This window comes from Paenibacillus sp. SZ31 (genome assembly GCF_012912005.1).
Classification (GTDB): Bacteria; Bacillota; Bacilli; order Paenibacillales; family Paenibacillaceae; genus Paenibacillus.
In genome coordinates, this window is the sequence record NZ_JABBEA010000007.1 from 215,914 (window position 1) to 240,181 (window position 24,268).

A 24,268-nucleotide genomic window follows, 5' to 3' on the forward strand; every position below is an offset into this window, starting at 1 on the left:
CTCTTCAAGTGAACATCTTACCGCTTATTCTATTATTATACGGACTCTGTCAATGTAGCCTCCTGAACATCTCGTCCCCTCTTCGCATCCGTGTCCTTGTAGATGAATTGGTAACTTCCAGATCCCAGTGTGATTTCAACATCGTCTCCAATGCTGCGAATAACCTGAACTTCACTCACCTGATCCAACGGTTTCCCTTGCTCCAAAACGATCTGTGCACCTGCGCCAGGAAGACGCACCGTACCTCTTGTATTGGCAGGAATATGCACCCGTACCTCCATTTCGCCCTCCGCCAACCGATGCCAACTTGAAGCAACTTGACCATACATCGTCTCCAAACTCGCTTCTACCCAGTCCAGTCCTGGTCCAGGTTGCGGCTCGATATGCACCATTCGGAATCCTGGCTGATGTTCATCGGACCGAATGCCAGCAACATAACGATACAACCATTCCCCAATCGCCCCGTACGCATAGTGGTTAAATGAATTCATGTCAGCACTCCAGAGACTGCCATCCTCTTTGATCCCATCCCAATGTTCCCACACAGTCGTTGCGCCTTGAGTCACCTGATATAGCCAGGACGGATAATCCTCTTGAAAAAGTAAGGTATAAGCCAGGTCGTGAAGACCTGCATCACTCAATACCGGATTCAGATAAGGTGTGCCCACGAAGCCTGTAGTAAGATGATTCCCTGCCTCTTTCACGAGTTTCGCCAATTGTTCAACTGCACGAGTTCGGGCAGTGGCGTCCAGAAGATCAAATTGGAGCGCAAGAACATGTGCTGTCTGCGTTGGAACAGCAATTTTGCCAGTTGGAGTCACGAATTCTTTTCGAAACGCATGAACAATGTTTGTATGCAACTGCTTGTAATATTCAGCATCATCTGTCTTTCCAAGTACCTCAGCTGCTTTTTGTGTTAACGAAACCGAATAGGCATAGAATGCTGTTGCCACATAATCCGTATCCGTTGCGCCGACATAACTATCGGGCTTGGAGTCCAGTCCCAACCAATCGCCAAAGTGGAATCCCGTGTTCCACAGATATGGATTGTCACCCTGCACGTGAATGTATTCAATCCAACGTTGCATGCTCCCATATTGCTCAGCCAGCAATCTGGCATCCCCATACATCTCATAGATGGTCCATGGACAGATGACTGCTGCATCACCCCAAGCGGCAGAAGAATGACTGGTGTCCCCCCATCCTTGTGACGTGGAACTTCTGAGATCCGGAACGAAGAATGGAATACCTCCATCTGCTCCCTGATCCGCTTCCAGATCCCGCAACCATTTGGTGAAGAAGGACGCCGTGTTCATCAGGTAGGAGGACGTGCGGACAAACATCTGTGCATCACCGGTCCACCCGAGCCGTTCATCCCTCTGTGGACAGTCTGTCGGCACATCAAGGAAATTCCCTTTTTGCCCCCACAATATATTGTGATGCAGTTGGTTCACCAGTGGACTGGAGCATGAGAACTGACCTGTTTGCTCCATATTCGAGTGCAGTACGATTCCGGCGAATTCATCCAGACGAATGTGTTCCGGGAAGCCAACCAGCTTCACATAACGAAACCCTTGGAACGTAAAATGCGGTTCAAATGTTTCCAAGCCATCCCCCTTGCAAGTGTAGCGAATACACTGCTTGGCGGCGCGAAGATTATCCGTGTAGAAGTTGCCTTCATGATCCAAGATCTCAGCATGGTGCAGCTCAACCGTCTGACCCGCCTCACCTTGAATACTGAATTTCACCCATCCCACCATATTCTGCCCCATGTCTATTACACGATCTCCCTGTGGAGTTGTCAGCAAAGCAATTGGCTGTAACTGTTCGACTTGGGTGACGGGTACGTTCTCCTGCGCAACGATGATATCTTTCGGGTGCTCCAATACGTTCACGGGTAACCAACTCGCCTGAGAGGAATCCGACCAATCGGACTCCATTCGTGCATCATACGTCTCCCCCATATAGATGTCCGACATGCGAATGGCACTTGGAGCAGCCGTCCAATCCCCGTTAGATAAAATCCATTCCTCCGAACCATCTGCGTATTTTATATGCAATTCCAGCAGCAATGCGGATGTTGAACCGAATATCTCCCGTTCTTTGTTCCAGCCAAGATACCCTCGGTACCAGCCATCTCCAAGATACGCACCCAATATATTCTGTCCATCCTGAAGCAGGTGGGTAACATCATAGGTTTGATATTGTAATCGCTTACGATAAGAGGTCCAACCAGGTGTAAAATAATCTTCTCCTACTCTTGTGTTGTTCATATGCAACTCGTATAATCCAAGTGCTGTAACATATATGCGGGCAGAAGTAACAGGTTGTTTCACATTAAACTGCTTGCGCATACGCGGGCATGACGTATCTCCATCATCTGATGGTTGAGCTGTGATCCATTCTGCTTGCCACTTGTTATGACTATCCATAAGTCCCATCTCGAAATAAGCCGATTCGGACCAGCCCGAATCATTTCCTGCATCATCCCATACCTGAATCCGGTAATAGTATCGCGTTTGCGGGGAAGGCTGAAAATGGTTTAATTCCACATGTATGGATTGATCCGTGCTTATCTTGCCAGAATCCCATGCAATTCCATCAAAATCTTCCGTCAATGACAGCTGAATCTGGTATGCGGATTGCATGCAGTTCCGACGATCGGATTGCAGCTGCCAACTTAAACGCGGTGATTTGACATCAAGGCCTATCGGGTTGATTCTATACTCACAGCGAAGGTGACTAACGTTGAACATTAGCAGATCGTCCTTTCCATCTTGGCTTCCCATTCGGGGTTACGATATAATTATATCGATCCTGTTATCGTAAATACCCGGTAATCCAGACTATTTCATCCGGTAATTCAGCCATCTGTGCGAGGAGGTTAATTGTGAATTCATCTGTACAACTCATGAAAAGTGAATACTTTCTGCATAATCATCTGCAACTTTTTGTCAATCGTTGCTCTGAAGATTTTGTGCTTCCTTTTCACGCACATGATTTTATTGAGTATAGTTATGTTGCCGAAGGAAAGGGCTTTCATCATATCGGTGAAGATGTCATTCCGGTGACAAAGGGGATGCTGTTTGTCATTCCTGTCGGCGTTCCTCATGTCTTTCGTCCTGTCAGCACCAACGTAACCGAGCATCCGTTAATTCTATATAATTGCCTATTTAATGCTGAGCTGATCAACACCTTGACATCCGTCATTCAGGAAAAAGAAATCATTCATCATCTGTTGGATCTGGCACAAAATCAAGTTCCTTATATATCCGTTGTGGATCACAACGACCGGATTGAAGAACTAATGGTGAAGCTGTACCGTGAATCCTCCGTTCCGGGAATCGGTTCGTCTACTATGTTATACACCCTGGTGAGCCAGTTGGTATTGATGACCTACAGACAACTTTATCAAGAGGTTCATGATGAAGCGGTTCATTCCACTGATTTTGAATACATTCTTCACTATCTCAAGCAACATGTGAGCAACCGTATTCGAATGTCTGATCTGGTACGTGTATCGGGCTGGAGTGAAAAGCAGATCGGAAGAATGTTCCAGAGGCATACCGGACAGACCTTTAGCAGCCACATGCAACATCTCCGTATACAAAAAAGCTGTGAACTGCTTAAGAGTTCACAGCACAAAGTCAGCCTGATTGCCGAGCTGGTCGGATATAGGGATATGGATTCATTTTATGCTGCATTCAAAAAAATAACAGGCGAAACACCTCTCGCCTATCGCAAAAAATCCAGAGCACAGCACTCTGGACAATAAAGATTTACTTTCAGACACCGACAACCTGTAACACTTCATCTATGTAAGCCTTGGCCTCTTTCCATGAAGACATCAACGGAAAGTTGTATCGTTCACGCTCCTGTATATTCCATGGATGCGGGATACAGATGACTTTCTTGCCATCCTCATGCGCGGGAATCAAATTATGTGCTCCATCATCAATAAGCAAATCAAAAGCGAGCAAGTTTTTTCTTTTGCATGTAATAAACTGTTCTGCGGTTATAAAAGGCATATGCTGCTGAAGCCAGTTCCACTTCTCAACGACTGTTCTTGGTTCTGCTGCCGTAACGACTATGACATCATAAGCATCGTTCAGCTTGCGCATCTCATCTACAACATACTCGTCGTATAACTCCAATTCCTCGAACAGACCCGGCCGACCATAAAATACATCATGCGTGCTCTCCGGATGACGCAAATGAGACGTATCCCAATGGATCATATCCTCATAGCGCAACGGATGGGTCGGGAAGTTGAGGTTGTTGTGATATATAGCCCGCTTGACCAGATGACATATCGTGTCATCCATATCTACAGCAATAATAGGCTTCTTCATGGTTATCCCTCCCCCAATACGATCACAGTATACCATCCAGAATGTTATGAAGTCATCTTTTTTACATTAATGTGGATTAGTGTTGATGAGAATCCTGCGAGATTATAGTAAAAAGGCGCCCCGGCGCCTTAATACCAGCTACGCCCGGGGTGCCTATATAGTGATCTATTCCAAGTTCTCGCCATTTGAGGCAATGACTTTTTGGTACCAGCCAAAGCTCTTTTTCTTATAACGATTCAATGTACCTTGTCCGTTGTCATCCTGATCCACGTAGATCACGCCATAACGCTTGGACATTTCCGAAGTGGATGCACTGATGATATCAATTGCTCCCCAGTTGGTATATCCCATCAGGTCCACACCATCCATAACGGCTTCTTTCATTTGTGTGATATGTTTTCTCAGATAATCAATACGGTAATCATCGTTGATGGAACCGTCTGCTTCAACCGTATCTTTCGCACCAAGGCCATTCTCCACCACAAACAGTGGCAATTGATAACGGTCATACAGCTCTTTCAATGCAACGCGCAGACCGATTGGATCAAGCTGCCAACCCCATTCCGTACGATCCAGATTCGGGTTCTTAATCGTACTGTACAGGTTACCACCCGTCACTCCATACTCCTCTGGGTTCACTGCGGACACCAGGGATGTGTAATAACTGAACGAGATGAAATCAACCGTATGCTCACGCAGGATCTGCTCGTCCCCCGGTTCCATGGCAATCGTAATCCCGTTCTCTGCCCAGTACCGAGCCATGAATGTCGGATAACTACCACGAACTTGTACATCCGTATGCAGCAAGTTCAGCTGGTTATCGATCTGTGCTTGCAGCACATCCTCTGGCTTCGACGTCGCCGGATAGTGAATCATGCGTGCAAGCATACATCCGATCTGGAAGTTCGGGTTAATCTGACGTGCCTTTTTTGTTACCAGGCTGCTGGCTACAAATTGATGATGAAGTGCCTGATAAGAAGCCTGCATCGTGTTCTCAACTCGGTCTTCAATGATACCGCCACCTGTGAACGGTTCAATAATGGTTGTGTTAATCTCATTAAACGTCAACCAGTATTTTACTTTGTCCTTGTATCGATTCATCACGGTTTCCGCATATCTTACAAAATGTCCAATCACTTCGCGACCAGCCCAACCGTTATACTTCAGGACAAGCGCCATAGGCATCTCATAATGCGAGAGTGTTACCAGTGGTTCAATATCGTATTTACGGAGTTCATCGAACACTTCGTCATAGAAACGCAGTCCCTCTTCATTCGGCTCGGTATCATAACCATTCGGGAAAATACGCGGCCAGTTGATGGACAGACGGAATGTCTTGAAGCCCAGCTCTGCGAAGAGCGCAATATCCTCTTTGAAACGATGGTAAAAATCAATCCCGTAACGCTTCGGATAACCTTCTGCACTATGATGTGACATTGCTTTCTCTACCGTTGCACTGGTAACATGCATCAGTTCTCTAAGGTTGGTGTAGTCCTTTTTCTCAAAATAAGGAACCATGTCGGCCGTCGACCATCCTTTTCCGCCAGCATCGAATCCACCTTCAGCCTGGTTGGCGGCAATAGCGCCGCCCCATAGAAAACCTTCCTGAAACCCTTGTCGATTAATCATTCGAATCTCTCCTTCTTTTGTTGATATGGTTAGTCCTAAGACAGACCGTTTAGATTTCAGCTTTCAAGACGTCTTCACCCATCGTGATTTCACCCAATTTCACAGGCAAAACCTCCTTGTAATCAGCCGTATTGGTAACAACCATAGCGGTTGTAATGTCGTATTCTTTTGCAATCTCGGCCAGTTCAAATGTGAGTAGCTTGTCTCCAGCCTGTACACGTGCTCCTGTAGCAACATGTGCATCGAAGTACTGTCCACGCAGCTTCACTGTGTTAATTCCAACATGAATCAGCAATTCCATTCCGTTATCACTGCGGACAACGATCGCATGTTTCGTTTTGAACACATTCATAATGGTACCTGTAACTGGAGAAACCAATTCACCTACCGTTGGAACAAATGCTACACCTTTACCCATCAACTCATCACCGAATGTTGGATCATTGACTTCTTTGAGCGGAATCGACTTACCTGTCATCGGGGCAACGGCTACCGCATCACTCGTTGGTTCTGGAGCGCCCATGTCGTCCACGTTCACGCTTGCCGCATCGCTAGAAGCTACTTTAGCTGGTGCTGTAGAAGCACCCGGTGAGAATTGAGCCAGCGCCTCAGCGTCTCCTTCTTCTTCCTTAATACCGAATATTGTAGACATGATTGCACCCACAACAAAGGCCAAAATCATACCCACAAAGGAATACCAGAAGGTTTGTCCGATCAGGGAAGGAAGTCCCGGGAGACCACCGTTACCCGCAAGCACATATGCTTTCGCGCCAAAAGCAAGGGCGAATCCGCCACCCACTGCACTACCAATCATCGCTGCAGCAAATGGTTTTTTGTATTTCATGTTAACCCCGTACATAGCAGGCTCCGTTACACCCATCAGCGCTGTGAAGCTCGTGGACAATGCAACGGTTTTGAGTTTTTTATCTTTTGCCCGGAAGAATACGCCGAGTGTTGCACCAGCCTGACCCATGTTGGAGATAAAGGTCAATGGCAAGAATTTATCGAAGCCCAGTGTAGCGATATTACTCAGGATGATCGGTACAAGTGCATAGTGCATTCCTGTCATAATAATGAGCGCCATCGCGCCGCCAAGAACAATACCTGCAATCAATCCGCCTTCATTCAGCAGCCAGTTGATGCCGCCGGACAATCCGCTACCTACAAATGTACCCAATGGACCGATCGCAATCAGCGTTACCGGGACCATGACAAGCAAGGTAATCAGCGGCACAAGCAATAGCTTGAGTGCAGCAGGGATAACACGGTCAACCCATTTCTCAACATAAGACATCAACCATACTGCAAGAAGAATCGGGATAACCGATGAAGCATAACTTACAGCCGTAACCGGGATTCCCAGGAATCCAACCGATTCACCGCTAGATAGCAATGCTGTCATATCTGGGTACATCAGTGCGGTACCTAGTGCAATCGCAACAAACGGGTTACTGCCGAATTTACGAGCAGCGCTGACTGCAATCAGTAAAGGCAGGTAGTGGAATACACCGTCACCGATGGCTGAAAGAATACGATACGTATCCGTTCCAGCAGACATCCAACCTAAGGATACGAACAGTGCAAGTAATCCTTTGAGCATACCTGCCGCTGTAATCGCTGGAAGCATCGGAGCAAAGACACCTGCGATGGTTTCAAAAATCTTCAGCACGACATTTTGTTTTTTATCTGACTTTTGCTCTTTATTTTCTGTGTTTTCTGTACTTTGCTGGATTGCCGGATTCTCCTTCACCATAGCATCGAATACTTTTGCCACATCATTACCGATAATGACTTGGAATTGATCGCCAGAAATATTTGTTCCCATGACCTTATCCAATTTCTTGAGTGAGCCATTATCGACTTTGTCGTTATTCTTCAAATCAAAGCGCAGTCGAGTAACGCAGTGATACACCGAGTTAATATTGTTTGTTCCCCCAACGGCTTTGATGATTTCCTGTGCCGTTTCCTGATGTTTCATGATGTTTTCCTCCTCATTTTTCCAATAAAAAATACCCGAACGAATATAGCGCAAATTAATCGCACCATCTCATTCGGGTATTGCCTGATTGAACAGTAACAAGCCCATAGGATATCCAGTTGTGATCATTCTATTGCGCGAACTTTATACGTCCCGCTTGGTTTTCATCAGACGTTCCAGATGGAGCGTTAGATATAACTGCTCAGAGTGAGTCATGTCATACTGATAATTCTTATGGATAAAAGTCTCGATCTTGCCAATACATTTGAATGTCTCCGGATAGTTTTTCCGAACCACTTCATATAAATACTCCTCGGCATCATCATGTGAAGAATGGGTAATGACACGCTGACAGAAATATTTCAAATGAGTAATGAAGCGGAAATAGTTGACGCTATCTTCATCCAATTCGACGTTGAAGTGATATTTGATGATATTCATAATCTCCTGCAACAGCTGCATCAGATGGGTGACATCGTTCATGGAATCATTTACTTCCGCATTGATGAAATGCAATGCAATATTACAAATTTCATCTTTGGGGAACTCAATATCCAGTCTTTCCTTCAGCAAGGTCAGTGCTTCTCTGGCCACATCATACTCCGCCTTATAGAAGTGCTGAACTTCCCAAGAGAGTGGATTTCGAGTGATCATCCCTTTTTCCAAGCGTTGAACAGCAAAGTGAATGTGATCAGACAGCGAGACATAAATCCCATCACTAATAGTTTTGTTCAATTGCGTTCGTGCCAGTGTCACAATATCATCTGTTGCCTGCAGAATCTCAATAGGCACTTCAGCTACGATGGATTTAAATTTCTCATAGATCGATGTATCCTGAAGACGGAATACCTTCTCAATCCGCTCTTCATCAATCTCATCGCCTGCTTTGAACTTGAATCCGATACCCCGGCCGAGGATCAGTAGTTCCTGATTTTTGTCATCCACGGTACTGACAATATTGTTATTAAATATCTGTTTAATAATCATTCTGGACCCACCTGGTTTTTTTTGAGGAATAAAAAAGGGCAAAACCAAAACAGAAATAATAAAATCATTTCCATAGTGGTTTTGCCCGCATTACCGGTAACAAGCCTCGGATCTAATTTATCATAACCTGAAAACGGTGTCAACCCAAAAATACTACTATTACTATTCCACTTCATTCCCTCACATGAGTCTTTTCCCTAAGCTTCCACGTTTAAGGGTGCATTTGCTTTAGTATTCACATTTTGGAGCAGATTCAAACGGCGTCATCCAACAACCATCACTTGATCACTTGCTTCGAACAAAAAGACCCTTCTCTCGAAGGGCCCACTGTATTATTGTTGAAATGTCACATTAATCTGTACAATCTCCGAACGACTGCTTGTGCGAATTGGAGGCCCCCAGAATCCAAATCCTGAGGTTACGATGGAGTGCATTGAACCCTTTTGTAGATAACCCCAATCATTCTCATAAATAGCCTGTGTGATGAACTGAGCAGGTGCAATCTGTCCACGGTGGGTGTGACCAGATACGACCAGATCAACATTATTCTGCTCCGCAATATCCAGATCATACGGCTGGTGATCCATCATAAGTACAGGTTGGCTTAAGTCCGTATCTTGCATTAATGTGGCTACTTCTGCACGATCCTTCTCTGTCCGGTCTTTCCGTCCAATCAGGGTGATCTTGTCATCCAGAACGATCTTGTCATCGTACAAAACTTGCATGTTGCTCTTCTCCAGCGCAGCGATCAGGTCTTCAATTGGACCATCGAACTTGTCGTGATTCCCGAGAGAAGCATAGACGCCATACGGAGCCTGAATGCCACTGATAATGTCGGCAATGCCACTCTTAAGGTACATATCCAGATTGTCATCAATAATATCTCCCGGATACAGCACCAGATCTGGCTTCAGAGCATTAATCTCCTCCACCATGCGTTTGGCATGTGCAGGTCCAGATAGAAGTCCGAAGTGCATATCAGCAGCCATGACAATGTTGAGCTTGTCTACACCTTCAACTTTTTTATCAATCTGAATGTTATATGCTCTCACCACAGGACTGTAGGCATTGAAAATCCCATAACCCATTGTGGACACTAACAACACCAAGGTAACGACTCCTGCCCACTTTTGTGTATGATGTCTCGGAATACGGGTTAATCTGAGCAACCACATCGTCAGGTGAATGACTGGCAGAATCAGCAATAGTAACGAGAAGATCGCCAGCCAGTAGGAACCGATAATACTGAGAAAAGAGATACTTCCAAACACGCGTGCCAGAATGAATGAAACGGCAAGGAATACGAGCGCTATGATATAAAACCACCGGAATCTGGCGGACACGACAGGTTTCATCCAACTCCAACCGCTCCAACCTATGTAGAACACTAATAAACCGTATACTACCAAAAACAATATACCTGCTAATACGAACATGCCCGGTCTAACCTCCACGTCAATAAGTTGTATTCTGAATTTTAATCACGGATGTAGGTCCGTCTGAACAAGTATAACGTAGTTGAAGGGTCAGATCACCTGTTTGCAAAAGCAAGATGGGTACATTTTATTACAATTAATGATATTCAAATTCGAATCATTAACGAGAAAAAGCATTCCCGCAGCCGCCCTGAATAGTTAAATTCAAGGACAACTGCAGGAATGCTATATTTTCGGAATTAAAATTACTCGTTTGTGTCCATCCACTGGAAGTGGAATGAACCTTCTTTGTCCACACGTTTGAACGTGTGAGCACCGAAGTAGTCACGTTGCGCTTGCAGCAAGTTTGCTGGCAAACGCTCCGTACGGTAGCTGTCGTAGTAAGACAGAGCACTGGAGAATCCAGGTACCGGAACACCTTGTTTTACAGCAGAGGCTATAACTTCACGCCATGCGCCTTGATAAGATTCAACAATGTTTTGGAAGTAAGGATCCAAGAGCAGGTTTTTGAGTTCTGCATCTTTGTCATATGCTTCTTTAATGTTTTGCAAGAACTGCGAACGGATGATGCAGCCGCCACGGAAGATCATGGCAATGTTGCCGTATTTCAGATCCCAGCCGTACTCATCGGAAGCTGCACGCATTTGTGCAAATCCTTGTGCGTAGGATACGATTTTACTTGCAAACAGCGCTTTACGTACGTTCTCGATGAACGCTTTTTTGTCGCCAGAGAATGCTTCAGTTGCTGGTCCACTCAGGATTTTGCTAGCTGCTACACGCTCGTCCTTCATGGCAGACAGGAAACGGGAGAATACGGATTCCGTAATCATGGACAATGGAACGCCGAGATCCAGCGCACTTTGGCTTGTCCATTTACCTGTTCCTTTTTGTCCAGCCGCATCCAGAATGACGTCAACCATTGGTTTACCCGTTTCAGGATCGTACTTGGAGAAGATATCTGCCGTGATTTCGATTAGGTAGCTGTCCAGCTCCCCTTGATTCCACTCAGTGAAGATCTCATGCAACTCTTCAACGGAAACGTTCAATACGGATTTGAGCAAGTGATAAGCTTCACCAATCAACTGCATATCTCCGTACTCGATACCGTTATGCACCATTTTCACATAGTGTCCGGCACCGTCTGGTCCGATATATGTGCTGCAAGCGTCATCGCCAACTTTGGCGGAGATCGCTGTCAGAATCGGTTCTACCAACTGATAAGCACTTTCCTGACCACCTGGCATGATTGCCGGGCCTTTCAGTGCGCCTTCTTCACCACCAGATACACCTGCGCCGATAAAGCGGAAACCTTTTTCTTCCAGATCTTTACTGCGACGTTGTGTGTCAGGGAAGTAAGCATTACCTCCATCGATAATAATGTCTCCTTGATCCAGATGAGGTAGCAGTTGCTCGATCGTTGCATCTGTCGCTTTACCTGCTTGTACCATGATCAGAATTTTACGCGGAGACTCCAGAGATTCCACGAATTCTTCAATAGTGAACGCACCTGTCAGGTTTTTACCTTCTGCTTCTTTCAGAAGATCATTCGTTTTCTCCGGGGAACGGTTAAATACCGATACCGAGAAACCTTTGCTTTCAATATTCAAAGCCAGGTTTTTACCCATTACTGCCAATCCAATAACACCAATCTGTTGTTTACTCATTATGTCCTCCCAATGCTCCATTATTTATATAAGTTAATAGTAAGTTAAAACGGATAAACGGTCAGTGATTATTGTACTGTTTTTTTCCAGTCAGCTGCAAATTTGTCCATACCTTGATCTGTCAGCGGGTGTTTGGAGATCTGTTCAATGACGGAGAATGGAACAGTAGCAATATGTGCTCCAGCCATCGCTACACGTGTAACGTGATCCGGATGTCTTACAGAAGCCGCAATAATCTGTGCATCCAGGTTATGTGTACGGAACAATTCAGCAATTTTGGTAACCAATTGTACGCCATCCTCGGAGATATCATCAAGACGTCCCAGGAATGGAGATACATATGTTGCACCAGCACGAGCAGCCAGAAGGGCCTGGTTCACAGTGAAGATCAACGTTACGTTGGTTTTCACACCTTTTTTGGTCAAGTAACGGCAAGCTTCAAGTCCTGCAAGCGTCATTGGCAATTTGATCGTAATGTTTTTGTCGCTGTTGTTAATTTTAATCAGTTCGTCTGCTTGCGCGATCATCTCTTCAGCAGTAAGGGCATCTGGTGTCACTTCCGCAGAAACGGACTCAACTTCAGGTACCAAACGCAAGATTTCTTCGATACGATCTTCGAATTTCACGCCTTCTTTGGCTACCAAAGAAGGGTTCGTCGTTACGCCAGACAATACGCCAATTTTATATGCTTTTTGAATATCTTCCACGTTAGCTGTATCGATAAAAAATTTCATGATTGAATTACCTCCAGATATTTTTATTATGGTTTAGAGATTGGCATTAACCGCCAAGGGTGTGCTACTTGCAACTACAGACTGCTGATCCGCTGGCTGATCAAACCACCAGTGGTGACCTTCTGCTTCAAGCATAGCATCCGATTCAGTCGGTCCATAGCTGCCTGCAGGATACAGGTGAAGTGGCAACAGATTTTCCTGGAATGCATCTAGAATCGGTTGTACCCAAGCCCAGGACAATTCTACTTCATCCCAATGGGCAAAGAAAGTTGGATCGCCGTGCAAAGCATCACGAATCAGGTTCTCGTAAGCTTCTGCGAGATCACCGTTATCCGGAGAAAGATCAATATGAACCGGTTTGAATTCACCTTTATTCTCAGGGTCACTTGCATTAAGTTGCAATGTCATGCTCTGATCCGGACTCATCTCAATGACGAGCAGGTTCGGCTTCGAACCATTGCTTTTCAGCACATTCGCCTGTCCTGAAGGTTCTTTGAATTCAATCACGATACGTGTTGATTTCTCCTTCATTCTTTTACCCGTCCGGATGTAAAACGGAACACCCCGCCAGAAGAAATCATCAATTTGCAATTTGGCAGCAATGAATGTGTCATTCATCGTATTCTCTGCTACACCCGGTTCAGCAGTATAAGCACTTACCGGTTGGCCTTGAATGTTGCCTTCAGCATACTGTCCGCGGATGATACTTGCGCCCACAGTTTGCTTCTGTAACGGTTGGATCGATTCCATGATATGCTTTTTCTTCAATCCAACTTTTTCGGAAGTACTGTTGTATGGAAGCTGAATCGCCATCATCATGAGCAATTGCAGCATATGATTCTGGAACATGTCTCGCACAGCGCCTACATGATCATAATAGGATGCACGTTCTTCGACACCTACAGTCTCGTTAGCCGTAATTTGCACATTGGAGATGTAACGGTTGTTCCAGAGTGCCTTCATAATTGGGTTACTCTGATGCAACGTCTCCAGACGTTGTACCATCGGTTTGCCCAAGTAATGGTCGATCCGATAAATCTCTTCCTCCGTGAACGATTCGCTTAATTTGCGATTCAGATCTCTTGCGGACTGCAGATCGTGACCAAACGGCTTCTCAATGACGAGACGTTTCCAGCCCTCCGTGGAACCCAGCCCACTTTCTTGAATATTCTCGGCAATCGGTTCGAAGAATTCCGGACCAACCGAGAGATAGAACAAGCGATTGGACGGAATGCCAAGCTCAGCTTCTCTTTGTTCAACTAATCCTAGCAGCTTTATATAATCTTCCTTATGGCTTATATTCAATACACTGTAGCGAAAAGCTTTCACAAATGACTTCACAACTTCAGGATCAGCCTGGCGTCTGGAAAATTCATTTAATGATTTTTCCACTTGAGCCTGAAAGAATTCATCAGACCACTCTCTACGCCCCAGACCAATCAATGAGAAGGTTTCCGGAAGCTTCTGCTCAAGATATAAGTTATATAAGGCAGGATATATTTTTCTTTTGGCTAAATCGCCAGTAGCACCAAATAAAACAATGGTAGTTGGTTCCATCTCACCGTTCTCCTTCCAAGTAACTCTGGTTTCTTTGTTGTAGTTACACTATAATACGTTTTGAAGCCATACAAGTAATTAATATATTTCACAGGAGCTATAGACCACATCTATGACAACAAATTACGAACTATATAAAGTCTTTTACTGGGCTGCCAAAACAGGCAGTTTGACACAGGCTGCAAAAGCATTGTATATCACTCAACCCAGCGTCAGCCATGCCATCAAGCAGTTGGAAGAGAGCTTTGGTCTTACCTTGTTTTATCGAAATTCCAAGGGTGTAGCGTTGACACAGGAAGGTGTCAGTCTATACTCCTATATTGAACAATCCCAGATTCTGATCTCACTTGCGGAAGAAAAAATGGCCGCACTGAAGAGCCTCGACAACGGTGAATTGAGGATCGGTGGCAGTGACTCCTTGTTCAAGCATTACATGTTGGCGTACCTTGAGGAATTCCACACCTTGTACCCTAACATCAAGCTGCATTTGAGCCATGGAACCACGCCGGAAGTCATTACCTTTCTGAAGGAAGGCAAGATCGACCTTGGTGTAGTTCGGATGCCCATTGTTGATCCACAGCTCGAAGTCAGGGAAAGTATTCAGTTGAAAGACTGTTTTGTAGCTGGGGAACGTTATGCTCAGTTAAAGGGCAAAGTCATGACGCTTGAGATGCTTCTTGAGCACCAATTGATCCTCTTCTCCAGGAACAGCCGGGTTCGGATGGCTATAACCGAGTTGTTTAACAGCTATAATTACACGTTGAAGCCCGAGATTGAGGTCGGTAGCGTTGATCTGCTGATTGAATTTGCACGTCGGGGACTGGGCATTTCCTATGTTACACGTGAATTCATCTCCAAAGAGCTGGAGGAAGGCTCTCTCTTTGAAATTCAGCTTGATGTCCCGCTCCCCCCCTCCCATGTGGGGATAATGACTAAACGCAATATGCCGATTTCTCTGGCAGCCAACCGTTTTATGGATCTCATTTTCAAAGCCTGAGTGGCCACCATGTGAAAAGGTACAACGAAGAGCCCCACCATCCAGTTATGGATGATGAGGCTCTTTGGCCTGCATGCTGCTTATTTAAAGATTAATGACTCACCAGATAGGAAGCATCCAATATGAGGGCAACCTTGCCATTCCCCAGGATCGTTGCACCAGAGAGATGGTTCATCGCACCCAGATACGTACCGAGCGTCTTAATCACAACTTCCTGATTCCCGATAATCTCATCTACTGCGTACGCTGCAATTTTGTCAACGGAACGCACGATCACCAGTGGAATGGTTTTGGATTTGCGATCCGTTCGTGGATAGTTCAATTTATCACAGAGTCTGTGAAAGGGTACAATACGACCATGATTCAGAATCGCTTGTTGCCCTTGGATCATCTGAATATCTTCAGGTGAAATGCGGACAATCTCGGCGACGTTGTACATCGGCAAGATCAGCACACGACCCGATACTTTGACTAACAGACCTTTGATAATCGCCAATGTGAGTGGTAGACGAATCGTAAACGTGGTACCCACACCAACCTCCGTATCAATATCAATGATACCGTTAAGTCGCCCGATCTGACTACGCACGATGTCCATTCCTACGCCGCGTCCTGATACTTCACTGACAGAAGAAGCCGTAGAGAAGCCAGGCTCAAATATGAGATGTACAGCTTCCTGTGTTGTAAGGCGTGCAGCCTGCTCTTCACTAATGATGCCTTTTCCCAAAGCGGAAGCCTTGATCTTATCACCATCGATGCCTTTGCCATCATCCGAATAACGAATGACGACATGGTTTTCTTCGTGAAATGAAGTTAAGGTAATACGTCCTTTGGATGGCTTGCCGAGCTCCGCTCGAACCTCTACACTTTCAATGCCATGATCTGCACTGTTGCGGATGAGATGGATCAGCGGGTCACTCAATTCTTCAATAATCATCCGGTCAAGCTCAGTCTCTCCACCTTGAATGACCAGTTCCAGATCTTTATCCAGTTTCTGCGAAAGGTCACGAACCAATCTCGGGAAGCGGCTGAATAGTTGATCAATGGGTAACATACGTGTCTTCATTACACCTTCTTGAAGCTCTTTGATCACCCTGCCCATATGATCGGATACACCACTAATACTCTGGATGAGTGTAGAAGGCTCCTTACGCGCACCCGACCCACTAAGATCTGCAAGGGATGTCTGATCAATTAAAAGCTCACCAACCAGGTTCATCAAATGGTCCAGACGTTCAACACTCACACGAACCGTAGGTTGCGCAGCCTTCACTTTTTCTTCTGGACCAGAGACAGCCACGTTAGGCACACTTGGTTTTGTATGCTCTGTTTCAGAGATTAATTCAACTGGCGCAGAAGTCGCTGCAACCTCATTGGATTCCAGCATGTATGGATCAATCTCCAGCACATGAATATCCGAGTCTGAAGACAGCTCTGCCTTAAGCTGCTGTGGGTCCTTTGAAGTAGCCGCGATGATGATGAACTGACCATAATGATCATCTTCATTCTCCGCGCCCGGTTGGCTCTCCATGAGCGAAGCAGCGACAACCGTACCACAGATGTCCTCAATTCGTTGTCGCAAAATATGATATCTGGCCGCTTTCATCATACACTTCTGCTCCAGCACAATGTGAAGGGACAACAGCTGTTTGCCTGACACGACAGCCACCTGTGCCACAATCGATTCTGCGGGTTGCAAATAAGGTACTTTAAGTTTCCCGACTGTTGCCGGGGTCTGAATTAACTCCTTTATTTCTCGTACTACCGCTCGAAAGTCTGCATATGCTTCCCCACGGATGTACTGATCCCGAAGCACCTTCATGGCGTCCAAAGAGCGGAACAACGTATCAATTAGCTCCGAAGTCATCTCCGGTTTTTTCTCCCGGACCCATTCAAGGGCGTACTCCACTTCATGCGTGAGGTCGCTTAATTCACGAAAATCCATTGTGGATGCCGATCCCTTGATGGTATGGGCTGCCCGAAACAGCGTCTGAACCAGCTCTACAGAAGGAGAAAGCTCCAATGCCAGCAAAGACTGATCCATACGTTCCAGTTGATCATTCAGTTCTTCGATAAAGATGTCACGGTAGGCAGACAAATCCATCATTCGTGTATACCTCCCTAACCGCCCAATATTTCGTCCAGTTTCAAAATGCCCACAAGCTTGTCTTCCTGTTGACCCACGCCATGGAAAAATCCTTCACGGTTACGACCATAACCTCCGGTTGGCGGATGTATTTCCGAATATGTGGTTACCTTGTTCACGCGGTCCACGATCAAACCAATATATTCATCCTGATGTCGAACTACGATAATACGAGTCGCTCTGGTGTCTGGTTCATCCGACATACCCAGCAGATTCCGCAGGCTCATCACACATACAACCTTGCCACGCAGATTAACTACCCCTTTGATCTCTGGACGGCTAAATGGGATATCTGTGATGCTCAACATTTTAATAATTTCATGAATTTCTTCGATTCGAATGGCGCAAGTCTCTGCACCTACAGACAGTTCAATATATTGTTCCTTCTGAAGTGAAGACATCGATTCACCCTCAATTCGATTTAATTAATTGGTTTTGAAGGCAGCTGCCGAATTCGCCAGCTCTTCCGCCAGATGTGCCAGAGACTGGCATGTTGCAGCTGTCTCTTCTGACGCTGCTGCGGATTCTTCACTTGAAGCCGAGATGGATTCAACGGAACTCATGACCTCTGCCGCTTGAGCCGCTTCTTCTTCACATGCAGCTGCAATTTCGTTTACTTTCTGTGAGGAGTTATTGACCATATCAATGATCTGATCAAATGCCTGTCCAGTCATGGAAGACTGTTCAACACTGGCGGCTACCGCCTGTACGCTTTGTCTTGTGTTTTCCTGCATCGCTTTGATGATAGCTGTAATTTCTTTGGTCGCCTCGCCGCTACGCTCTGCAAGCTTCCGGACTTCATCTGCGACTACGGCGAATCCTCGACCTTGTTCTCCCGCACGTGCCGCTTCAATGGCTGCATTCAGCGCGAGCAGATTGGTCTGTTCAGCGATATCGTCAATCACTTCAATGATGTCACCGATTTTACGGGAATCATCTTCGAGTTTGGTCATTTTCGTATTCACAGCTTGCATGCCTTCCAATGAAGTTTGTACAACAAGTCCACCTTCACGAGCAGTCTTTACGGTATCATTGGACAATTCGGCAGCTTCTTCCGCACTTGCAGCAACGGAGTTAATGGCAAGTGATAGCTCCTTGAACAATTCGGAGATGTTTCCTGCCTCGCTGGATTGGCTTGTGCTGGTACTTGCAATCTCCTGTGTGCTGGCTGAGATCTGTTCCGAAGAAGCGGCAACACTTTGGGAGTTCATCACGATGTTATTGATTAAGTCTTTCAGGTTGTCGACCATACGATTCAGTGCCGCGGCCAGTTGACCCACTTCATCTTTGCTGGAGATGTCTGACTTGAGGGTCAGATTTCCGCCGGCAACTTCCGTAGCCAGACCCAGCATGGCCATGAGTGGCTTAGAAATGGAGCGAGATATAATGTAACCGATTAGGATACTGAAGAGTACGGATGCAATCACCATAACAATCGTTACCGCAAAAGCAGTTGTATAAGCTTCTTCAGATTTCGTGTTGGCCTGATCTGCCAGATTTACATTGAGGTTCACCAGGTCTGCGAGGTTTTTTACAACCTCATCACCAGGAGGTTTCAAAGTCGCTTTCAGGAATGTAATGAAAGCTGCATCATCATCTGATAACGCCATAGTGACGCCTTGATCATAAAGTTTCATGTAGCTGGTATATTGGGTATCTAACTTACGAAGCAATTCCGTTTCTTCCGGGGTAGTGGCAAGAGGACGGTACGTAGCAAGTCGATCCTCCAAAGATTGACGAATCGTGGCAATACTTTCTGTAATTCTGGTCTGCTCTGCTACTACAGTTTCGTAATTCAAATCACGTACGTTAACTCGCAATCTCTGATAATCAACCTGAGCAGAAGAGAGCTCTCGAACCGAGATCAGATTATTGTTGTACATCTCTTGCATCCGTTCATTCGTACTTCTCAATGTTACTACCGAGTAGACGCCAAGCGCCGCAAGGATTATCGACACAATTAAAAATGCTGAGATAATCTTTGTTGCTGTTTTTAAATTTCCAAACCACTTCATGTAATCTCCTCCTAGGCATCTTAGTGTCCAGTTATGTATATAACGCTCGGCAAACCCTTCTCTTGGTCGCGCTCTAGACAACTTACGATTTATTTCGACAGAAATATATCAAAACTGAATAGGAGATTTTTAATTCTATAAATTTGCACTATTGCGAATTTTTATTTTAGATATTAAGTTTCTAGTATTTTATTAAGTAACTAACTAATTACCTGTTTATTAAAATCAATAATTTCACATATACGAAATCCATATATTTTTCAATTATATTACATATGATTTATTAGACATAACACTAGTAAACTGTATAACTTCATTTTTATGATTTGGTAAGGTACAATCTCGTAGTTCTTCGGTCTAACAAAGATTATAATTTGTTTATCATTCATGCCTTAATTTCATATAAGTACAGTTCAACCCATGACTTAAGTCTAATATGTTGCAACTTTAACTGATGCCTTTGTCATACAAAAAAAATCAAACCCACATAAGGTGAGTTTGATTAAATAGATATCAATTCTATGGATTAGTATGAATAGAACTACGTGCTATACAACTGCTCCAGTTCGATTAAGCGATCCTTAATCCGCTGCGGAATAATGTCAAACAACTGGTCCCAAGTCATGAACATTTCCGGTTTCAACAGATACTCTTCGAACTCCATGGAAGGCACGAACGCCTTGGTCTGCAGATAACTCGTTACCTGGGCATCAATCTGTTCATTCGTTTCATAATACCCACGGAATAAATCATTCACGAGCAACCCATCACATCCGGCTTTGGTACCTGCGGCACTATATAAGTCTGGCAATAATTCAAACACAACTGGCAGCGGTGAGAAAGCGTGCTTGCCAGGCTGTGAATACAGACATACATGACGTCCAACCACATTAACTCGATCCTTCAGCAATCCCCGCAGCACTTTACCATGAAAGCTGGCTTCACAGTCTACAACTTCACCGTCATGACCCACATATATCCACACATGTTCCATCTCATACAGATGTCCGATCTCATAATCCCACCAGATCGCAAACTCAATTACATATTGAACTGCTTCAGCCGGGAATTGAATATCCCTCTTGAACGAAGGCGAAGGTCCTGAACGATCCAACACAGAAACGCCAACAAAATCCGGATAGAAGGGTTCGTTCCGGTCAAACATCAATACAGGTGCATAACGCATTGCAGTTTCTAGCATTTCCGTTTCGGACATTGTCATGGATGGTATCCCCCATTTTCATCGATGTTACAACTATATTAACAGAGAATTGTATAAGTGTTAACGTATAGAATAAGCCCACAACTGGATAAGTTCCAGCTGCAGGCTTGAATGGTTCTATTTTATTAGAGAGCTGCTCCTATTCTCTAGATCCTTTTGTTGGTTTGAGTGCATTGGATGGTTGGGTAGACAGGTCAGAAACAGCAGTATCGCACCCTATTGGAGGACCCAGGATGGCATCATTTTTAATGGATGCAACGGCTCTGGCATACGCCTCTTCATCCAAACAGTACGCGCGGTGAGCCACCTCCGGCGGTGTAGCTGCCAAGAAGTCCGCTCCAAACACAATATCAGGCGTTGGTTGATCAAAGATAGTTAATACATATACATCATCTGTCTCAGCGACAAACCAGTGAAACCAACCTTTCGGAAATACAACAACCTGACCTGGTTTCAGACGATATGTCAATCGTTCACGCGTAAACGGATTGAATACTGACGCTGTAATTTCACCGGTGATGACCACAACCATCTCCGTGACATTGGTGTGCCAGTGCGGCTGCACAATAATTCCTTTACTTAAGTACACGTTGAAGAAACCATTTGCAATGGTCGGCAGCTGTTCTCCAAACAACTGGGTTATATAGTTGCGTGAATCCCTCTGATAATTGACAACTGCATTAGAATCGGCAGCTAACGGAACATTCGGAGCTTGCAAAATCGGATCAATCATACGGTTATTTCTCCTCCTTGGGCATACATCTCATTGTTGTACTGTATGCCGAGGAAATGCGACTCATACCTGTGTACTTAGACATCGTTCATTTTAATAAAAGTATTCAAGCGAGTCAGACTCTATCTCAAAATGGAAGTCTCTGAATGGCTTTGATATAATTCATCTATTATTAGTTCTTCAGAATACTTCGTTTACAAGTTAGCTTAGCATCGATTGGTGCAGAACGAAAGGAGCATAACATGATCCCCAAGGTTGGAGATGTGTACTGCGTATACGTCGAAAAATTACAACAATATGCCGCCTGCCAGGTAACTGGCCTGAAAGAAACGGAGGGTAAAACTTCCGACACGCTTGCCTCAGTTCTTCAATTGGATTGGACTGGTGATCAACTGCCTAATGAAATGCAGCTTCATCAGATGAAGCCACTGATCTGTAATTTTTATTTTTGGAATGATCGAGTTGACCATAGTTTCCTGAATGCTAATGTTCCTTCACAATATGTGCTTGCAGGCAATATCTCGCCTCTCTATACCGAGGAAACGAATACGTATGGCGGAGGCTGGCCAATCGGAGAAAAGCTCTATCTCCAGCGTGAATGGGAAGGTATCGATGCGATCCGAAGAGAACAGTTCAAACAAGCTGCGGATGATGACGAAGAAATCATGATTGGCGATCGTGTAATGCGGCGAAGTACGAGCACAATCCGCGATTTCAGCCCTAAGTCTGAGGAAGATATAACCGAACTCACAAAGCTACCCTGTCTAACACATATTGAAATGAATGGATATACGGAATCGATCTTTTCATTTATAGAGGACAATCCGTTCATTAATGAACTTCATATCGTAGATCATGGTCAAACGAAACTGGATATCAGCAAGAGCCACCTGACCAAACTTATTGTGGATGTCAGCGGGTTGGAGCGGTTAATTTTGAACACGAAGATGACGAGTCTGAACTTCACAGGAGAGCTGTCCCCTGATCTTCATATCGTAGCTCATGAAGATGGTAAATGCATCACTCTGAATGTCCCAGTGGACTTGCCACAGGTTACTGGTATTTCGCGACTTGAAGGTCTGTATATCAGAGATATCACGGAACTCAATCTGGAGCCAATTGTGCAGTACTATCCTGAGCTTTCAGAATTACGATTGTGGGGCAAACCCGGCAATGTATCCCATATAGAAACGATTCAGCATTTGGCGAATTTGCAAACCTTCACTACATATGACCTGTTCGGCTTCGACGGTGATCAATTCCCTGATCCAGAGCAGCTTCCCGAATTGGCTACGCTGTGGCTAACCAGCCTGCCTGCCGACGCAGCCAAATCGATCAAAACAAAATTTAAAAAACTTGCTGCTGCCGGACTTGATGTGGAGATCACCAAAGCACGCAAACCGGAATGGCTTGCCGAGAACCTGAACAATCCGTTTCGGGATTGGCATGGAAGGGACCACATCAAGGCAGCACACGCAAAAAAAGCAGCTCATTTGTACAAGCAGTGCTTGAAGGAAATTCGTCAATTAAGTCAAGGTCCAATGGATCAGGAGTCTATACACAAGCAGCTCGTCTCCATGGTTGAAAACTACACCCAGACCTTCAACAAGATGGATGCGAAGACCGGCTTTATTGAAACCGTTGAGCGGGAAGAGATTTATGTTGTTCTAACGGAGCTACTGGATCAGTTGAATGAGCAATTGGAACTGCGTCAAGATGATTCAGTTAAGGTTAATCACGAGGGATTATTTGAGGTATTTGATCGTTTGAGGGATTTCTAGATTCTAAATTGATAAGAGTTAAGCCTGACTCCATAGGAATCAGGCTTAACTCTTTCTCGTATCCACCCTGAATCATTTTACGTTGCTACAACTGTTGTTCCACAATACTCGCAGTCCGTTGATTGCTTGGGAAGCACTTTTGCCTTCGCCCCACATCCTGGGCAACTCACTGAAATTGGCCTTTGTGGCTCTTCAACTCTTTGTTCGACTTCCTCTTCAGTGTTTTCCTTATCTGAAAAATTGATCTCTGTATAATTAATTGTATTATGACTGCTGTAACTCACGGTATTGCTATTGTAACTTGAATACGTATGCGGATTCTCATTTTCGCGATCAAGATGACCTCCGTAGTCTCCCCCATAAAACTTGCGTTCCGGGACACGCTTTTTCTTAACACGTTTTTTCCTAAGCAATTTAATACCAAAAAACAAAAATAAAAATTCAACTATAATAACTACAATTATGCCAAAAAGATCACCACTTTTGTGATTGTCTGCATTGAAAAAAGCAATGGGTATGCCAATTGCATACACCATAAAAATGAGCCCGAAAAACTTCCTCAATTTGATTCCTCCCAAACAAACTCTACGCCTAGCCGACACACTACAAGTATCCGTCCGCTAAAACTGTTAAAGTCTATTTATGTTAGCTACGACTACGAAATCCTCATCGTTGTTCCGCAATACTCACAATCCGCAGACAAAGTAGGATATACCTTTACCTTGGCTCCACACCCTGAACAATTCACGGCTACAGATTCTTGAGGTTCATCTTTCTCTTCATATTTCTCATTACGCTGATCTTGGTAATATTGCTTATCATTAGAATTGTGATGGTATTGATCGGTGTTAGAACGAGATTTAGGTCGACCACACATTTTAATTCCCGTAACAAGTACGATAACCCCTGGTATAAAAAACACAATTGTACTAAAAATGGCCATCTCCGTTCCTTCAGACAGCATGATTAAAGAGAACAGGATCGTCAGACACGAAATGATAATTAATATAATTCCAAAAAATCTTTTCACGGCATTT

19 protein-coding genes are annotated in these 24,268 nt (G+C 44.8%); 3 read left to right on the forward strand and 16 right to left on the reverse strand.

Annotated features, from left to right (window positions below):
• Nucleotides 1-35: 35 nt before the first annotated feature.
• On the reverse strand, nt 36-2,756 hold the full coding sequence (locus HF638_RS16105; RefSeq protein ID WP_169481102.1) for an alpha-L-rhamnosidase: 2,721 nt from the start codon (nt 2,754-2,756) through the stop codon (nt 36-38).
• A 134-nt stretch (nt 2,757-2,890) separates the two neighbouring features.
• Here HF638_RS16105 and HF638_RS16110 point away from each other — a divergent pair, with 134 nt between their 5' ends.
• On the forward strand, nt 2,891-3,775 hold the full coding sequence (locus HF638_RS16110) for a helix-turn-helix domain-containing protein (protein ID WP_169481103.1): 885 nt from the start codon (nt 2,891-2,893) through the stop codon (nt 3,773-3,775).
• A 10-nt stretch (nt 3,776-3,785) separates the two neighbouring features.
• Here HF638_RS16110 and HF638_RS16115 read toward each other — a convergent pair whose 3' ends face one another.
• The 8 genes from HF638_RS16115 to zwf all read right to left on the reverse strand — a co-directional run bounded on the left by HF638_RS16115 (nt 3,786) and on the right by zwf (nt 14,337).
• A complete protein-coding gene (locus HF638_RS16115; protein ID WP_047843459.1) occupies nt 3,786-4,352 on the reverse strand; it encodes a 5' nucleotidase, NT5C type in 567 nt (188 codons plus the stop codon).
• 165 nt (nt 4,353-4,517) lie between these two features.
• A complete protein-coding gene (locus tag HF638_RS16120; RefSeq protein WP_169481104.1) occupies nt 4,518-5,981 on the reverse strand; it encodes a glycoside hydrolase family 1 protein in 1,464 nt (487 codons plus the stop codon).
• Between the two features lie 49 nt (nt 5,982-6,030).
• The gene (locus HF638_RS16125; protein WP_169481105.1) at nt 6,031-7,959 is read right to left on the reverse strand and encodes a beta-glucoside-specific PTS transporter subunit IIABC; all 1,929 of its coding nucleotides are present in this window, start codon (nt 7,957-7,959) and stop codon (nt 6,031-6,033) included.
• 144 nt (nt 7,960-8,103) lie between these two features.
• The gene (gene licT, locus HF638_RS16130) at nt 8,104-8,946 is read right to left on the reverse strand and encodes a BglG family transcription antiterminator LicT (RefSeq protein ID WP_169481106.1); all 843 of its coding nucleotides are present in this window, start codon (nt 8,944-8,946) and stop codon (nt 8,104-8,106) included.
• Nucleotides 8,947-9,278: 332 nt separating this feature from the next.
• Nucleotides 9,279-10,382, reverse strand: a complete 1,104-nt coding sequence (locus HF638_RS16135) for a metallophosphoesterase (protein WP_169481107.1) — start codon at nt 10,380-10,382, stop codon at nt 9,279-9,281.
• Between the two features lie 245 nt (nt 10,383-10,627).
• On the reverse strand, nt 10,628-12,046 hold the full coding sequence (gene gndA, locus HF638_RS16140) for an NADP-dependent phosphogluconate dehydrogenase (RefSeq protein ID WP_169481108.1): 1,419 nt from the start codon (nt 12,044-12,046) through the stop codon (nt 10,628-10,630).
• 68 nt (nt 12,047-12,114) lie between these two features.
• On the reverse strand, nt 12,115-12,780 hold the full coding sequence (gene fsa / locus HF638_RS16145; RefSeq protein ID WP_036613461.1) for a fructose-6-phosphate aldolase: 666 nt from the start codon (nt 12,778-12,780) through the stop codon (nt 12,115-12,117).
• Between the two features lie 33 nt (nt 12,781-12,813).
• Complete coding sequence (gene zwf, locus HF638_RS16150) at nt 12,814-14,337, reverse strand: glucose-6-phosphate dehydrogenase (RefSeq protein ID WP_169481109.1); 1,524 nt, start codon at nt 14,335-14,337, stop codon at nt 12,814-12,816.
• Nucleotides 14,338-14,449: 112 nt separating this feature from the next.
• Here zwf and HF638_RS16155 point away from each other — a divergent pair, with 112 nt between their 5' ends.
• Complete coding sequence (locus tag HF638_RS16155; RefSeq protein ID WP_169481110.1) at nt 14,450-15,334, forward strand: LysR family transcriptional regulator; 885 nt, start codon at nt 14,450-14,452, stop codon at nt 15,332-15,334.
• A 91-nt stretch (nt 15,335-15,425) separates the two neighbouring features.
• Here HF638_RS16155 and HF638_RS16160 read toward each other — a convergent pair whose 3' ends face one another.
• The 5 genes from HF638_RS16160 to HF638_RS16180 form a co-directional block, all read right to left on the reverse strand.
• Nucleotides 15,426-17,441 (reverse strand): chemotaxis protein CheA, encoded by a 2,016-nt coding sequence (locus HF638_RS16160; protein WP_169481111.1) that lies wholly within the window; start codon nt 17,439-17,441, stop codon nt 15,426-15,428.
• A gap of 14 nt (nt 17,442-17,455) precedes the next feature.
• Nucleotides 17,456-17,881 (reverse strand): chemotaxis protein CheW, encoded by a 426-nt coding sequence (locus tag HF638_RS16165; RefSeq protein WP_169481112.1) that lies wholly within the window; start codon nt 17,879-17,881, stop codon nt 17,456-17,458.
• Nucleotides 17,882-17,905: 24 nt separating this feature from the next.
• Entirely contained in the window at nt 17,906-19,495 is a 1,590-nt protein-coding gene (locus HF638_RS16170; protein WP_169481113.1) for a methyl-accepting chemotaxis protein, read from the reverse strand.
• A 541-nt stretch (nt 19,496-20,036) separates the two neighbouring features.
• Nucleotides 20,037-20,717, reverse strand: coding sequence for a hypothetical protein (locus HF638_RS16175; protein WP_169481114.1), 681 nt, complete (start codon nt 20,715-20,717; stop codon nt 20,037-20,039).
• 139 nt (nt 20,718-20,856) lie between these two features.
• Nucleotides 20,857-21,450 (reverse strand): cupin domain-containing protein, encoded by a 594-nt coding sequence (locus HF638_RS16180; RefSeq protein ID WP_169481115.1) that lies wholly within the window; start codon nt 21,448-21,450, stop codon nt 20,857-20,859.
• A gap of 242 nt (nt 21,451-21,692) precedes the next feature.
• On the opposite strand from HF638_RS16180, the gene HF638_RS16185 reads away from it, so the two are divergent.
• Complete coding sequence (locus HF638_RS16185; protein ID WP_169481116.1) at nt 21,693-23,231, forward strand: hypothetical protein; 1,539 nt, start codon at nt 21,693-21,695, stop codon at nt 23,229-23,231.
• Nucleotides 23,232-23,308: 77 nt separating this feature from the next.
• On the opposite strand, the gene HF638_RS16190 is transcribed toward HF638_RS16185, so the two are convergent.
• On the reverse strand, nt 23,309-23,794 hold the full coding sequence (locus HF638_RS16190; protein ID WP_169481117.1) for a hypothetical protein: 486 nt from the start codon (nt 23,792-23,794) through the stop codon (nt 23,309-23,311).
• 92 nt (nt 23,795-23,886) lie between these two features.
• Complete coding sequence (locus tag HF638_RS16195) at nt 23,887-24,261, reverse strand: DUF3784 domain-containing protein (protein WP_169481118.1); 375 nt, start codon at nt 24,259-24,261, stop codon at nt 23,887-23,889.
• Nucleotides 24,262-24,268 lie beyond the last annotated feature (7 nt).

Excerpts from the sequence above, each read along its gene's own strand:
- HF638_RS16115 (WP_047843459.1), bottom strand. The coding sequence starts at position 4,352 with ATGAAGAAGCCTATTATTGCTGTAGATATGGATGACACGATATGTCAT.
- HF638_RS16170 (WP_169481113.1), bottom strand. The coding sequence starts at position 19,495 with ATGAAGTGGTTTGGAAATTTAAAAACAGCAACAAAGATTATCTCAGCA.
- HF638_RS16180 (WP_169481115.1), bottom strand. The coding sequence starts at position 21,450 with ATGATTGATCCGATTTTGCAAGCTCCGAATGTTCCGTTAGCTGCCGAT.
- HF638_RS16165 (WP_169481112.1), bottom strand. The coding sequence starts at position 17,881 with ATGTCTTCACTTCAGAAGGAACAATATATTGAACTGTCTGTAGGTGCA.
- HF638_RS16175 (WP_169481114.1), bottom strand. The coding sequence starts at position 20,717 with ATGACAATGTCCGAAACGGAAATGCTAGAAACTGCAATGCGTTATGCA.
- HF638_RS16185 (WP_169481116.1), top strand. The coding sequence starts at position 21,693 with ATGATCCCCAAGGTTGGAGATGTGTACTGCGTATACGTCGAAAAATTA.
- HF638_RS16125 (WP_169481105.1), bottom strand. The coding sequence starts at position 7,959 with ATGAAACATCAGGAAACGGCACAGGAAATCATCAAAGCCGTTGGGGGA.
- licT (WP_169481106.1), bottom strand. The coding sequence starts at position 8,946 with ATGATTATTAAACAGATATTTAATAACAATATTGTCAGTACCGTGGAT.
- HF638_RS16120 (WP_169481104.1), bottom strand. The coding sequence starts at position 5,981 with ATGATTAATCGACAAGGGTTTCAGGAAGGTTTTCTATGGGGCGGCGCT.
- zwf (WP_169481109.1), bottom strand. The coding sequence starts at position 14,337 with ATGGAACCAACTACCATTGTTTTATTTGGTGCTACTGGCGATTTAGCC.
- HF638_RS16105 (WP_169481102.1), bottom strand. The coding sequence starts at position 2,756 with ATGTTCAACGTTAGTCACCTTCGCTGTGAGTATAGAATCAACCCGATA.
- HF638_RS16135 (WP_169481107.1), bottom strand. The coding sequence starts at position 10,382 with ATGTTCGTATTAGCAGGTATATTGTTTTTGGTAGTATACGGTTTATTA.
- HF638_RS16160 (WP_169481111.1), bottom strand. The coding sequence starts at position 17,441 with ATGATGGATTTGTCTGCCTACCGTGACATCTTTATCGAAGAACTGAAT.
- fsa (WP_036613461.1), bottom strand. The coding sequence starts at position 12,780 with ATGAAATTTTTTATCGATACAGCTAACGTGGAAGATATTCAAAAAGCA.
- gndA (WP_169481108.1), bottom strand. The coding sequence starts at position 12,046 with ATGAGTAAACAACAGATTGGTGTTATTGGATTGGCAGTAATGGGTAAA.
- HF638_RS16155 (WP_169481110.1), top strand. The coding sequence starts at position 14,450 with ATGACAACAAATTACGAACTATATAAAGTCTTTTACTGGGCTGCCAAA.